10 protein-coding genes are annotated in these 13,909 nt (G+C 66.8%); 2 read left to right on the top strand and 8 right to left on the bottom strand.

What is annotated here, in order from left to right:
* Positions 1-37: 37 nt before the first annotated feature.
* From Q8K49_RS10055 to Q8K49_RS10080, 6 genes are all read right to left on the bottom strand, one after another.
* Entirely contained in the window at positions 38-3,052 is a 3,015-nt protein-coding gene (locus Q8K49_RS10055; RefSeq protein ID WP_305305741.1) for a 2-oxoglutarate dehydrogenase E1 component, read from the bottom strand.
* Between the two features lie 246 nt (positions 3,053-3,298).
* Positions 3,299-4,201 (bottom strand): succinate--CoA ligase subunit alpha, encoded by a 903-nt coding sequence (gene sucD, locus Q8K49_RS10060; protein ID WP_305305743.1) that lies wholly within the window; start codon positions 4,199-4,201, stop codon positions 3,299-3,301.
* Positions 4,202-4,210: 9 nt separating this feature from the next.
* Complete coding sequence (locus Q8K49_RS10065) at positions 4,211-4,786, bottom strand: hypothetical protein (RefSeq protein WP_305305745.1); 576 nt, start codon at positions 4,784-4,786, stop codon at positions 4,211-4,213.
* A complete protein-coding gene (gene sucC, locus Q8K49_RS10070) occupies positions 4,786-5,976 on the bottom strand; it encodes an ADP-forming succinate--CoA ligase subunit beta (RefSeq protein WP_305305746.1) in 1,191 nt (396 codons plus the stop codon). Before sucC ends, Q8K49_RS10065 begins: the two co-directional genes overlap by 1 nt.
* 155 nt (positions 5,977-6,131) lie before the next feature.
* Positions 6,132-7,478, bottom strand: a complete 1,347-nt coding sequence (locus Q8K49_RS10075; RefSeq protein ID WP_370867763.1) for a spinster family MFS transporter — start codon at positions 7,476-7,478, stop codon at positions 6,132-6,134.
* Positions 7,479-7,620: 142 nt separating this feature from the next.
* Positions 7,621-9,819, bottom strand: a complete 2,199-nt coding sequence (locus Q8K49_RS10080) for a TonB-dependent receptor (RefSeq protein ID WP_305305748.1) — start codon at positions 9,817-9,819, stop codon at positions 7,621-7,623.
* Positions 9,820-9,996: 177 nt separating this feature from the next.
* Between Q8K49_RS10080 and Q8K49_RS10085 the strand changes: the two genes are divergently transcribed.
* A complete protein-coding gene (locus Q8K49_RS10085) occupies positions 9,997-10,704 on the top strand; it encodes a TetR/AcrR family transcriptional regulator (RefSeq protein WP_305305750.1) in 708 nt (235 codons plus the stop codon).
* A 10-nt stretch (positions 10,705-10,714) separates the two neighbouring features.
* On the top strand, positions 10,715-11,488 hold the full coding sequence (locus Q8K49_RS10090; protein WP_305305751.1) for a LytTR family DNA-binding domain-containing protein: 774 nt from the start codon (positions 10,715-10,717) through the stop codon (positions 11,486-11,488).
* 50 nt (positions 11,489-11,538) lie between these two features.
* On the opposite strand, the gene Q8K49_RS10095 is transcribed toward Q8K49_RS10090, so the two are convergent.
* Together Q8K49_RS10095 and Q8K49_RS10100 are read right to left on the bottom strand one after the other, a co-directional pair.
* Positions 11,539-12,999, bottom strand: coding sequence for a carotenoid oxygenase family protein (locus tag Q8K49_RS10095; RefSeq protein ID WP_305305753.1), 1,461 nt, complete (start codon positions 12,997-12,999; stop codon positions 11,539-11,541).
* Between the two features lie 75 nt (positions 13,000-13,074).
* Entirely contained in the window at positions 13,075-13,500 is a 426-nt protein-coding gene (locus tag Q8K49_RS10100; protein WP_305305755.1) for a DUF2141 domain-containing protein, read from the bottom strand.
* Positions 13,501-13,909: the final 409 nt, after the last annotated feature.

The raw sequence follows: 13,909 nt of genomic DNA on the forward strand, positions 1-13,909 counted from the left end.
TCGTTCGGTCAGGTTTGGCAGGGTCGGGTGCGGGGTGTCAGGCGAAGGCGTCGGTCAGGAAGGCGTCGAGTTCTTTCAGGTGCCTGCTCATCAGGCCCGCGGCGGTCGAGGCGGAGGCCGGGCGGCCGACGTAGCGGGCGCGTTTGGATTTCACCGACAGCTTCTCCAGCGTCAACTCCAGCCACGGATCGACGAAGGTCCAGCCGCCCATGTTCTTGGGCTCTTCCTGGCACCAGATCAGTTCGGCGTCGGGGAAGCGGGCCAGTTCGGTCATCAGCGACTTCATCGGCCACGGGTAGAACTGTTCCAGACGCATCAGATAGACGTCGTCGACCCCATCGCGCTCGCGACGCTCCAGCAGGTCGTAATAGACCTTGCCCGAGCACAGGACGACGCGGCGAATATCCTTGTCCGCCTTGATCTTCACGCCGGCGACTTCGGGCCGGGTCTGGGCGTCGTCGTGCAGCACGCGGTGGAATGAGCTGCCCTCGGCCATGTCGGCGATCGTCGAGACCGCCTTCTTGTGCCGCAGCAGGCTCTTGGGCGTCATGATGATCAGCGGCTTGCGGAACGGCCGGTGCATCTGGCGGCGCAGGATGTGGAAATAGTTGGCCGGCGTCGAGCAGTTGGCGACCTGGATGTTGTCCTCGGCGCACTGTTGCAGGAAGCGCTCGAGGCGGGCGGAAGAGTGCTCCGGTCCCTGACCCTCGTAGCCATGCGGCAGCAGCATGGTCAGGCCGCACATACGCAGCCATTTGCGCTCGCCCGAGGTGATGAACTGGTCGATCACGACCTGGGCGCCGTTCACGAAGTCGCCGAACTGGGCTTCCCACATCACCAGGGTGTTGGGGTCGGTCAGGGCGTAGCCGTATTCGAAGCCCAGCACCGCCTCTTCCGACAGGGCCGAGTCGATGACCTCGAACTCGGCCTGGCCGTCGCGGATGTTGTTCAGAGGGACGTAGCGTTCCTCGGTGGTCTGGTCGACGATGCCCGAGTGGCGCTGCGAGAAGGTGCCGCGGACGGAATCCTGACCCGACAGCCGGACCGGAAAGCCCTCGTCCAGCAGCGAGCCAAAGGCCAGGCTCTCGGCCGTGGACCAGTCGATGTTCTGGCCCGAGGTGATCATTTCGCGGCGGCCGTCGATGACGCGTTTCAGCGTCTTGTGGACGTCCACGGCGTTGGGGATGGTCGTCAGCTTGTGGCCCAGGTCCGCCAGCTTCGCCGCCGGGACCGAGGTTTCGCCGCGGCGCTCGTCGCCCTCGGGCAGGCCGATGCCCTGCCACTGGCCGTCCATCCAGTCGGCTTTGCTGGCTTCGAACGCCTTGCCGGCGTCGAACTCGGCGTCGAGGTAGGCTTCGAACCGGGCGACCTCGGCATCGACGGCGGCTTGATCGATGACCCCCTCGGCGACCAGACGCCTGGAATAGATCTCGCGCGTCGACGGCAGGGCGCGGATCTTGGAATACATCAGCGGCTGGGTGAAGGTCGGATCGTCGCCCTCGTTGTGGCCGAAGCGACGGTAGCAGAACATGTCCACCACCACGTCCTTGTGGAATTTCTGGCGGAACTCGGTGGCCACCTTGGCGGCGAAGACGACGGCTTCCGGATCGTCGCCGTTGACGTGGAAGATCGGGGCCTGGACCATCAGGGCCACGTCCGAGGGGTAGGGCGAGGACCGGCTGTTGCGCGGGCTCGTCGTGAAGCCGATCTGGTTGTTGACGACGAAATGCATCGTCCCGCCGGTGCGGTAGCCCTTCAGCCCCATCAAGGCGAAGCATTCGGCCACCACGCCCTGGCCGGCGAAGGCGGCGTCGCCGTGGATCAGCAGGGGCATGACCTTGGAGCGGTCCAGCGCATTCTGCTCGGCCGGGTGGCCAGCCCCGGCCGCATTGGCTTCGCGGATGTCGAAGGCCTGTTTCGCCCGCGCCTTGCCCAGCACGACCGGGTTGACGATCTCGAGGTGCGACGGGTTGGCGGTCAGGGACAGGTGGACGTTGTTGCCGTCGAACGACCGGTCCGACGAGGCGCCCATGTGATATTTGACGTCGCCCGAACCCTCAATGTCCGAAGGCACGGTCGAGCCGCCCTGGAACTCGTGGAAGATGGCGCGATAGGGCTTGCCCATCACGGCGGCGAGCGTGTTCAGCCGGCCGCGGTGAGCCATGCCGAAGACCACCTCATCGACGCCCAGCGCGCCGCCGCGCTTGATGATCTGCTCCAGCGCCGGAACCATGGCTTCGCCGCCGTCGAGGCCGAACCGCTTGGTGCCCGGGAACCGCTTGTGGAGGAAGCGTTCGAAGCCCTCGGCCTCGATCAGCTTGTTCAGAATGGCCAGCTTGCCCTCGCGGGTGAAGCCGTTCTGCGCGAACTTGTCCGACCCTTCGAAGCGCGCCTGCAGCCAGTTTTTCTCGTCGGGCTCGGCGATATGCATGAACTGGATGCCCAGCGTGCCGCAATAGGTGCGCTTGAGCAGGGCCAGGACCTGACGGATGGAGCCGACCTGGAAGCCGAGAACGCCATCGAGGAAGATCGGGCGGTCGAGGTCGGCCTCGCTGAAGCCGTAGAATTCCGGGGTCAGTTCCGGATTGCTGGTCGGCTGCTCGATGCCCAGCGGATCGAGATTGGCCTGCAGGTGACCGCGCACGCGGTAGCTGCGGATCAGCATCAGGGCGCGGATCGAATCGTGGGCGGCAGCGCGGACGGCCTCGGCCGAGACGGCGGCCTCCGGTGCGGACGCGGGGGCCTGGGCCGGCGCCAGAGCGCCCGGCTTCTTCGGATCAGGCTTGGGGGCGGGCCAGCGGCCGTCAAACACCCCGGTCGCCTCGGTCGCCTCGGTCGCGACCGTCCGACCCCACGCCCCGGCGGCGCCCGCGGCCTTCACGCTCTCGGCGTTGTCGCGCAACTGGTCGAAGAAGGCACGCCACTCGTCGGAAACGGAGGCCGGATCAGCCGCCCATCTCTCGTGCAGGTCCTCGATGTACGAGGCGTTGGAGCCATACAGGAAGCTGGTCTCGGCAAAGACCTGATTCAGCCGACCGGCATCGTCCGCCATTGTTCTCGTCGCGTCCCTTGGGCGGTGCGCGCACGCCTGTGCGCAACCGACGCCGTTGATATAGGCGCTGTTTCCTTATGGGTCATGACCGAATGGGGGCGAAACCTCAAAAAACCCTCTCCCACAGGGAGAGGGAGGGACCCGCCGCGCAGCGGCGGGAGGGTGAGGGGTTGCGGCGCCGATCGCGTCGAACACCGAACCCCCTCACCCCTGCCCCTCTCCCCACGGGAGAGGGGTTTTGAACAATCAGCCCTTGAGGACTTCGACCAGGGTCGCCCCCAGACGCGCCGGCGAGGGCGAGACGCGGATGCCGGCGGCCTGCATGGCGGCGATCTTGGACTCGGCATCGCCCTTGCCGCCCGAGACCACGGCGCCGGCATGGCCCATGGTGCGGCCCTTGGGCGCGGTGAGACCGGCGATGAAGCCGACCATCGGCTTGGAGCGCCCCTTCTTCGCCTCGTCGATCAGGAACTGGGCCGCGTCTTCCTCGGCCCCGCCGCCGATCTCGCCGATCATGACGATGGACTTCGTCTCGGGATCGGCGAGGAACAGCTCCAGCACATCGATGAACTCGGTGCCCTTGACCGGGTCGCCGCCGATGCCGACCGCCGTGGTCTGGCCCAGGCCCTCGTTCGTCGTCTGGAACACCGCCTCATAGGTCAGGGTGCCCGAGCGCGAGACGATGCCGACATTGCCCTTCTTGAAGATAGAGCCCGGCATGATGCCGATCTTGCACTCTTCCGGGGTCAGGATGCCGGGGCAGTTGGGGCCCAGCAGGCGCGAGTTCGACCGGTCCAGCCGCGCCTTGACCCGCACCATGTCCAGCACCGGAATGCCCTCGGTGATGCAGGTGATGAAGGGGACCTCGGCCTCGATGGCCTCGATGATGGCGTCGGCGGCGCCCGCGGGCGGGACATAGATCACCGAGGCGGTCGCGCCGGTGGCCTCTTTGGCTTCGGCGACCGAGGCGAAGATCGGCAGGGTCTCGCCCTCCGACCCGGTCCAGTTCGTGCCGCCCTTGGCCGGATGCACGCCGCCGACCATCCGCGTGCCGTAGTAGCGCAGCGCCTGTTCGGTATGGAAGGTCCCGGTCTTGCCGGTCAGGCCCTGGACGATGACCTTGGTGTTCTTGTCGACGAGGATGGACATGGGGCGCTTTCAGTGCGTCGGAGAAATCGTGGCGTCGGGATTTACGCTGAAATGGACGATCATCGGCGGGCCCGCGCCCTGCCTCACCTGGACGGCGTACAGCCTGCCGCGTGATCGGGCCGCGGCGATCAACTCGGTGCCGCTGACATCGACCAGATCAAGGTGTGGCGCGAGCCCTTCAGCCCCTGCGCTATAGATCCAGGTCGAGTTGCCCCGAGCCGTCCGGCCGGGCTCGAAGCCGGTCCAGGCGCTCATCCTGTCCCGCAGGTCCTCCAGCGTAGCCCCGCCGGCAACCGTGCAAACCGGCGCCAGGATGCCTTGCTCCGGAACGAAGCCGGTCAGCAAGCTTTCAACAGGCGGCGCTCCTGTCGCGGGATCGCCCAGCAGCCTCAAATCCAAGTTCGTGGGGACAAGCGCGCCGGGGTACACGTCCCAGCCCGCCGCCTCCGCGGCGGCAAGCACCTGCTCAGGCTCTCCGCCCGTTTCGAGGCAGAATCGCTTGAAGTTTTCAAATGTCTGGGCCGTCGCGGGTGCGGCGACCGAAGCCGCCACAAGCGCGAGCGCGAGGAGCAGGCCGACCCGCATCACCCGACCGCCGCGACGATCTTCTGGGCCGCGTCGTCGAGGTCGTCGGCCGCCGTGATGGCCAGACCCGAGTCATTAAGGATGCGCTTGCCCTCGACGACATTGGTGCCTTCGAGGCGGACGACCAGCGGCACCTTCAGGCCCACTTCCTTCACCGCCGCGACCACGCCCTCGGCGATGACGTCGCAGCGCATGATGCCGCCGAAGATGTTCACCAGAATGCCTTGCACGGCGGGGTCGGCGGTGATGATCTTGAAGGCCGCCGCGACCTTTTCCTTCGACGCGCCGCCGCCGACGTCGCAGAAGTTGGCGGGCTCTTTTCCGTACAGTTTGATGATGTCCATCGTCGCCATGGCCAGGCCGGCGCCGTTGACCATGCAGCCGATATTGCCGTCCAGCGCCACATAGGCGAGGTCCCACTCGGACGCCTCGATCTCCTTGGCGTCTTCCTCGGTCTCGTCGCGCAGCGCCTTCATGTCGTCGTGGCGGAACAGGGCGTTGCCGTCGAAGCTGACCTTGGCGTCCAGCACCCGCAGCCGGCCGTCCTTCATCACGATGAGCGGATTGACCTCCAGCATCGACATGTCGGTGTCGACGAAGGCCTTGTAGAGGATGGGGAACAGGGTCTTGCCGTCTTCGGCCGCCGCGTCCGTCAGGCCAAAGGCGGTGTTGAGTTCGGTCACGTTGCCGGGCGTCACGCCGGCTTCCGGATCGATGTCGATGGTCAGGATTTTCTCGGGCGTGTCGTGGGCGACCGCCTCGATGTCCATGCCGCCCTCGGTCGAGACCACGAAGGAGACGCGGCCGGTGGAGCGATCGACCAGCAGCGAGCAATAGAGTTCGCGTTCGATGTCGGCGCCGTCCTCGATATAGAGGCGGTTGACCTGTTTCCCGGCCGGGCCGGTCTGGGCGGTGACAAGCGTATTGCCCAGCATCTCTTTGGCGTTCTTGACCACGTCCTCGATCGAGAAGGCCAGGCGGACGCCGCCCTTGGCGTCGGGCCCGAGTTCCTTGAACTTGCCCTTGCCGCGGCCGCCGGCGTGGATCTGCGACTTCACCACATACAGGGGTCCGGGCAGTTGCTTCGCCGCGGCTTCGGCCTGATCCGCCGAGGTGATCGCGACTCCGTCGGCGACCGGTGCGCCGAAGCCTTTCAGGACCTGTTTGGCCTGGTATTCGTGGATGTTCATGGAGGAGGCGCCGCCGGACTGTGGGAGGAGTTGCGGCGCTTATAGACAGGCGAGTGGCGAGTGGCGAGTGGCGAGTGGCGAGTGGCGAGGAAATGTCGCCCGGTTTCCGCCTCACCCTATGGCTCGCCACTCATCACTCGCCACTCGCCACTTTCCTAGTCCACCCAGTCCCGCTTCAGGCTCCGCGCCGCGATGATCAGCAGGAGGGCGGCCAGGGCGTAGAACCACTGCCCGACGTACAGCGAATAGCGCAGGGCCTCGTCGCCGAAGCGCGGCGTCAGATAGTCGGACACGGCGCCGAGCAGATAGATGCCCAGGCCGATGCCGACCAGATTGTTGATCAACAGGAAGCTGGCCGAGGCGGTTGAACGCATATGCGCCGGGACCAGGTGCTGGATCGCGGTGACGACCGGACCCAGCCAGGCCAGGCTGAGCGCCTGCGGGACCAGGAACAGGGCGAAGGCCACCCATTTTCCGGCGACCTCCATCCCCAGGATGTCAAAGGTCCGGTCCGGCACATTCATGGCCAGCCAGAACATCGGCACGGCGATGACGAAGCCGATGGCCGGGATCAGCGGATAGGCCGCCTTGTTGACCCCCTTGCCCAGTTTGTCGGCCAGCCAGCCGCCGAACCAGATGCCGGCGGTGCCGCCGATGAAGGCGATGCCGGCGATGTACAGCGCCCGGTCCACCCCCTCCATGCCCATCGAACGCTGGAAGAAGCTGGGCAACCAGAACGCCGCGCCGTAGCCGTAGACCGAGGAACAGGCCGCGCCGAAGGCGAGGAACCAGAAGCTGGGCTTCTTCAGCAGCACGCCCCAAACCTCGCCGAAACCGGCGGCCTTGGTCGGGACGTGGGCGGCCTCTGGCGCGCCGTCCGACGCGGTGCGATCAAAGCCGCCCCGGACCGGGTCCTTGACGGTGAATTTGAGCAGCGGGAACAGCAGGACGCCGACCCCGCCCACGACCATGAAGGCGATGCGCCAGTTGATGTGTTCCGCCAGCAAGCCGCCGAACAGATAGCCCAGGGCCGTGCCGATGGGCACGCCGAAGGAATAGAAGGCCAAGGCCCGAGCCCGCTGCGATTTCGGGAAATAGTCCGCCACCAGGGAATAGGACGGGGCCACGCCGCCGGCCTCGCCGACGCCGACGCCCATGCGTGCGCCGAACAGGGTCCAGAAGCCGGTCGAGAAACCGCAAAGGGCGGTGAACCCGCTCCACACCGCCAGCGACACGCCCACGATCGAAACCCGGCTGACGCGGTCCGCCAGCCACGCGATGGGAATGGCGAGAGTCGAATAGACGACGGCGAAGGCCGGCCCGCCCAGCAGACCCAGCTGGCTGTCGGTGAAATTCAGCTCGGCCTTGATGTAGGGCAGCAGGATGGCGAGGATCTGCCGATCGATGAAGTTGAAGGTGTAAACCACCATCAGCAGCGCCAGCACATAGGCGCGATAGCCCCGGTCGGCGGCGGGTCCGATGCCCTGCTCCGTCATGCTCATGGCGTTTTCCCTCGACCTAGTCTTCTTGTTTGACGGAACGGTAGCCTTGCTTTGAAGCTGCGCCAAAGAAAAAGGGCGGCGGCTCAGGTGAACCACCGCCCTGGATCAGATGCGATCAGGCTTCAGGCGCCTTTCCGCGGGATCAGAACTTGACCTGCAGCGAGGCGGTCACGGTCTGCGGCGGGCCGTAGTAGCCGATGATCGAGTTGTTGAAGAGCGCGCCGGGGAAGTTGTAGCCACCCACCCGGTACTCTTCGTCGGTCAGGTTCTTGCCGTAGAGCCCGACGGTGAAGCGGTCGCTAGGGTCGGTCCAGACGATCGACAGATCGACCAGTGAATAGGCTTTCTGGTCCAGGAGCGGGTTCGGGAATTCGAACAGGCTGAAGTCACCGCGGTAGCTGACCGACGGCGTCACCGCCAGCTGGCCGCCGCCGACGTCGCCGAGCCAGGTCAGGCCGAGGTAGCCTGTCCATTCAGGAGCGTTCTGCAGAACGACCTGGCTGGAGATGTCCTCAAACGTCCTCGTGGTAAGATTGTAGCGAAGGAACTCGTCGAACTCCGAATTCAGATAACCGACCGCAAAGTTGGCCGTGAGGTTGTCGAGGATGCGCAGCTGGCCCTCGAACTCGGCGCCGTAGAAGGTCGACGATCCGACGTTGTCGACAAAGCTCGCGATGCCGGCGCCGGCGGGCACCTGGGTCGTGACCTGCTGGTCCTGATACTCATTGTAGAAGACCGAAGCGGCGAACGTCAGACGATCGAGCGCGCCCTTAAGGCCGATCTCATAGGAGTCGACCGTTTCCGGGTCATAGCCGTTGACTGTGTTTGGAGTGAGAAAGGCGTCGCCGCGCATGTCGAAGCCGCCGGACTTGAAGCCCTGCGAGTAGGAGGCGTAGGTCGTCATGTCGTCCGTCAAGTCGTAGGACAGGGCGATGCGCGGCGTGAACTGGGTGAAGTCCTTCGAGGCGGTGTAGTTGGTCCGCACGAGCAGCGGCGCCCGGGGCGTTCCTCCGAGGATCGGGCTGCGGGTCGCGCCGAGGTAGTTGGCCCGGAACACCGTTCCCCGCTTGTCGTCCAGCGTATAGCGCATGCCGATGCCGAGATGCAGGCGGTCGGTCAGGTCGAGGTTGGCATCGGCGAAACCGGCCCAGCTCTCGGTGTCCACCTGGCCCGTGGTGCCAATCACGATGCCCGCGCCGCCGAGAACGGTGTCGAAGGCGCCTTCGGCATGGCCATCCAGATAGAAGAAGCCGGCCACGCCCTGGATCCGGTCGTAGTCGAACAGGAACTGGAACTCCTGGGTCAGCTGATCATCGGCGTAGTAGGCCGGGATGTCGAGCGTCGGGGCGGGGGTGTTGTCGAAGTCGATCACCGTGTCGGTGTCGCCCTCGCGCCATGCGGTGATCGACTTGAAGGTCCAGTTGTCATTGAGCTCGAGCCGAATCGTCGCCGAGGCGCCCTGGCTCGTCACCGAGTTTTCGTCTCCGATGCCGGCAAACGTGTCGTAGACGCTTGGCTGAATGCCGGCTCCAACTCCAACGCCGGCCACTTCGCGGTGGCCATGGCGGGGATTGGAGTCGTCCTGCACCCGGTCATAGGCCAGCCGGATCGACATGTCTTCGCGGGGCTCCCACTCGGCGCTCAGGCGGCCGGCGAGAACATCCTTGTTGTAGTGTTCGGCGCCGGTGTTGAGGTTGGTGCCGTAGCCATCGCGCTGATATGAGGCGATTGCGCCGCCGACGCGGAAATTGTCTGCCAGCGGAATGCTGCCGACGGCCATCAGGTCGATCTGGTTGTAGCTGCCGTATGCGCCACGCAGGGTCAGCTCGGGATCGCTCGACAGGGTGTTGGTGACATATTTGATCGCGCCGCCGACCGTGTTCCGGCCGTACAGCGAACCTTGCGGGCCGCGCAGCACCTCGATGCGCTGCACATCATAGATGTCCAGCACGGCGCCCTGCGGGCGGGCGACATAGACGTCGTCGACGTACAGGCCAACGCCGGGCTCGAAGCCCCACAGCGGATCCTGCTGGCCAATGCCGCGGATGAAGGAGATCAGGGTCGAGTTCGAACCGCGGGCGACCTGGACGGTGGCGTTCGGGGTCTGCTGCTGCAGGGCGGTGATGTCCGAGGCGCCGGTCTGTTCCAGGCGCTCTTCGCTGATGGCCGAGACCGAGATCGGCACATCCTTCAGAAGTTCGTCGCGACGGCGGGCGGTGACGACGACGTCATCGAGCGAAGAGGCTCCGTCCTGCGGCGCGGCGTTCTGGGCCATGGCGAAGGAGGAGAGCGCGCTCCAGGCGGCTCCGGCAAGCAATGCGGTCTTTACGTAGCGGTTCATAGTAGCCCCAGTCCTGTGATTTCCAGCCCGATGACGCAATTTATTCAGCGTTCAATGATTTTCAGAACGTAATTGTTTTCCGCCGCCTGTCAAACGGTGCAGCTTCCCTGACGTCACCGGCGGCCTGACCTGTGGCGCCGTTGCACAGGCAGGGCGATGCGGCCTAGCTTCGGCGTCATGACCAAGCTCGACGCGCCGACCGCAAAACGAGGCCGCCCGCCCAAGGCCAAGGCCGCCGGCGCCGCGGATACGCGGGATCTGATCCTTGATGCAGCTGAGGATCTGTTCTCCAAGCACGGTTTCTATGGCGTCACGATCCGCGAAGTGGCGCGTGAGGCGGGCGTGGATACGGCGCTGGTCCACTATTATTTTGGAGCCAAGCGTGGGCTGTTCGACGCGGTCTTCCTGCGGCGGGCCGAGGTCTGGAACAACGAGCGGGTCGACGCGATCAACCGCTACGCCGCCGAAATGGGCGAGGGGATGACGCTGGAAGGCCTGTTCGAGGCGTTTCTCCGGCCGCCGTTCCAGTGGTCGATGAAGGGCGGGCCGGGCTGGAAGCATTATTCGGCGCTGGTGGCCCAGACCAATGCCAATCCGACCTTCGGCGGCGAGACCATGGCCCGCTACTATGATCCGGCGATCCGACGGCTGATCGAACTGATCAAGCGGGTCCTGCCGGACGCCCGCGAAGTCGATCTTTACTGGGCGTACCATAACCTTTCGGGGGCGCTGACGCTGACGCTGGGCGAGACGGGGCGGCTGGACCGGCTGTCGGGGGGGCTGTGCCGGTCGGGGGATCTGGAGAGCGCCTGCGACTATATGGTGCGGTTCGCAGCGGCGGGGTTCCGGGCGGTGTGCGCTCCGGGTCCGAGCGCTCCGGCATGAGTGTTCTGGCATGAGCGAGACCGGCCCCGACGTCGTGCGCATCCCGATCGACCGTAGACTGCTGCGCGGCCTGGCCGTGGCGGCGGCGGCGGGCGGTCTGCTGGCCTTCACCGGCGCGTTCGGGACCGGCGAGACGTCGCTGGCGTTCCGGCTGACGTACTGGACGCCGATGATGCTGACCGGCGCGCTGTGGGGCCATCTGTGTTCGCGGATGGTCGAGCGGCGCATCGACCTCGACCGCCGCCCCTGGCTGGCGGTGGCGGCGCTGACGCTGATCATATCCGGCCCGTTGTCGGTCATGGTCTGGGCCATCACCAACAGGTTCTTCGACAGCGACCGCTCGATCAACCTGGAGCAGCTGCCCGATTTCGTGGTGCCGGTGCTGGTGGTGACGGCGGCGATAAGTGCGCTGAACGTCTTCCTCGGGCGGACACCGGTGCAGACCCACGCGGCCCCGGCGGGGGCCAGGCCGGCGCGGTTCATCGACCGGCTGCCGTTCAAGCTGAAGGGCGCGGTCATCCGGGCGGTGCAGTCCGAGGACCATTATCTGCGCATCCACACCGACCGCGGATCGGACCTGATCCTGATGCGGCTGTCCGACGCCCTGACCGAGCTGGAGGGGCTGGAGGGGGCCCAGACACACCGCAGCTGGTGGGTCGCGAAGGACGCCGTGCGGGACGTCAGTCGCGGCGACGGCCGGGCGACCCTGACGCTGGAAGGCGGCGTCGAGGCTCCGGTCAGCCGGCGCTACGCCAAGGCCCTGCGCGACGCAGGCTGGTACTGACCTTTCCCGTTGGCCTACCGCGCTTCGCGCTACTTGAGGCCAAGCCGCCCTCACCCTGCCCAGACTCCGTGGAAGCCGGCGGGAAGCGCCACGTCGGCGCGCCAGGTGGCGACCGGGCCGGCGGAGACGCGGGCGGCGTCGAAGGCGTGCAGTTCGGTGACGCCCTCAGCCAGATTGATCGAGGGGGCGATCAGCCAGGCGTCGGTCTCGTTCGGGCCGCGCGGCACGAAGACGGCCTCCTCGACGATCTGCGTGTCGCCGAAGGTGAAATAGTCCGAGCGGCCTGTGTCCCAGTCCCAGGACGCCAGACCCGTCGGCAGGGGCCGGTCGGGGCGTTCGCCGGCGACGTGGACGGTCAGGCGGCGCGGCAGGCCGGCGCGGCGCGGGTCGTTCTTGGGGAACTCCGCGGTGACGCCCGAGCTCGCCATTTCGGCGCGGCCGTCCGTGTGCAGAGTAATCAGGTTGAGCACGGCGTGCTCGCCGGGCACCGAGCCGCGCTGTTCGACCAGAATGCGGGCGCCGTCGATGGCGAAGGCCACGTCCTTGCCGGCGGCGACGTCGAACCAGATCGTCCCCGAGGCGTCCTCCCAGGCGTCGCCGAGGTGGAAATAGCTGAAGGTCGGCAGTTCGAAGATCCGGCGGCGCGACAGGTCGGCCTTGTCGACGACCATGATCTGGGTCCCCAGCTCGGGCTTCCAGGCGAAGCGCGAGGCGTAGGGCATGCCCTGGTTGTCGAAGACCCAGGGCTGGAGGACCAGGATCAGGTGGCGGGCCGTGGCGGTGAAATCGTGCATGAAACTGGCGCGCGGCAGGTCGATGACATCGGCGGTATGCAGGCTGCGATCGGCGTTGAGGCGCCAGACGATGGCCTGGCCGCCGTTCAGGCCGATGTTCCAGATCGTGCCGTCGGGATCATAGCGTGGGTGGGCCTGGAAGGGCATGCCCTTGAGGTCGTCGCGCAGGGTCACGAAGCGTTTGGTCGACAGGTCCGAGGCGTCCATGGCTAGCGGCGAGCCGCCTTCCCAAAGGGCCCAGACCTCGTCGCCGGCGACCATGACGGCGGTGTTGGCGGCGTTGGCGTCATCGTTCGAGCCGATGCGGGCGCGGGCGTCGCCGACGGTGCCGAAGCCGGGGGTGACGACGGCGCCGATCTCGCTTTCCCAGCGGCGTTTGGGGGTGTCGGCGAAACGGGCGTCGAGCGTGACCTGACCGTCCTTGACGCGGAAGGCGCGCATCAGGCCGTCGCCGTCGAACCAGTGGGTGGCCGAGCCGCCGGGGCGGCGGAATTTGGCCGGGCCATTGCGGAACAGGGTCCCGGTCAGGCCGGCCGGCGCCCGGCCGTGCACCAGCCGCATGGCGCGCGGGGCGATGTCGGCCTCGAGGTCGGCGGTGGCCAGGGCCCAGTCGGCAGACGCCTGCATGGCGGCCATGGCGCGGACGGTTTCGGGGGTGACGACCGCAGCTGACAAGGCGGCGGCGCCCATCACGAAGTTGCGGCGGGAAGCGTGCATGGAAGTCTCTCCTGATGGGTAGGCCGCGGTGGCCTCAAGCAGCGAGCCGCCGCGCGGCGAGCGTTAGGCCGCCGCCTACCGGATGCTGATCGTCTGGGCGGTCTCGCCGGAGACGGCGAAATGCGCGCGGTCCCAGCGGGCGGGGCCCATGTTGCCGACGGCGTTGTTGGAGAAGGCATAGGGCTCGGTCGGCATGCCGAAGGGGTTGGTGTTCATCTCGCCGTCGCCGTTGACGTCGTGGAACGCCTTCACCGCATAGTCGCCGGCGGGCAGGTTATCGAAGGTCGCGACGACGCGGCCCGAGGCGCTGATGGCGGTCTGGGCGACGGCGGCGCCGTTGCGGCCGTCGAAGGCGGTGGCGCTGTCATAAAGGGCGACCATGACCATGCCGGTGCGGGCGCCGGTTTCGAAGGTCAGCACGACCTTGTTGTCGGCCGTCTGGGCGAGGGCGGGTGCGGCGGTGAGCAGCAGGGCGGCGGCGGCGGTGGCGAAGCGGATCATGGCGGAAGTCTTTCTTGTGTGAGGCCCGATTCTGGAGATCGTTTTGGGCGGGCCGTTTCGATGGACGGACCGTGATGCGCCGCCGGGCCCGCCGCCACGCCGATTGCGGGTTCGGGCGGCTGCCGTTCGCGAATGGCGGCGGGTGTTCATTCGCGAAACGCGGGTGAACAGGTCGGCGCGTTCTCCCTCCCCCGACGTGGGGAGGGTGGTCGCGAAGCGACCGGGTGGGGAAGGGTGAAGCCGGGCGTCGTCAGCGTGGGACTGGCGCTCCCCACCCGGGCTCGCCAGAGGCTCGCCCGTCGTCGGATTGGCTCCGCCAATCCATCCTCCACTCCCCATGAAGGGGAGGGAGAAGGTTTGGCGCATGACTCATCGCCGCTTCAGGCGAAGCGGTTGAGATGGGAAGGGC

Source organism: Brevundimonas sp. (assembly GCF_030682035.1).
Classification (GTDB): domain Bacteria; phylum Pseudomonadota; class Alphaproteobacteria; order Caulobacterales; family Caulobacteraceae; genus Brevundimonas.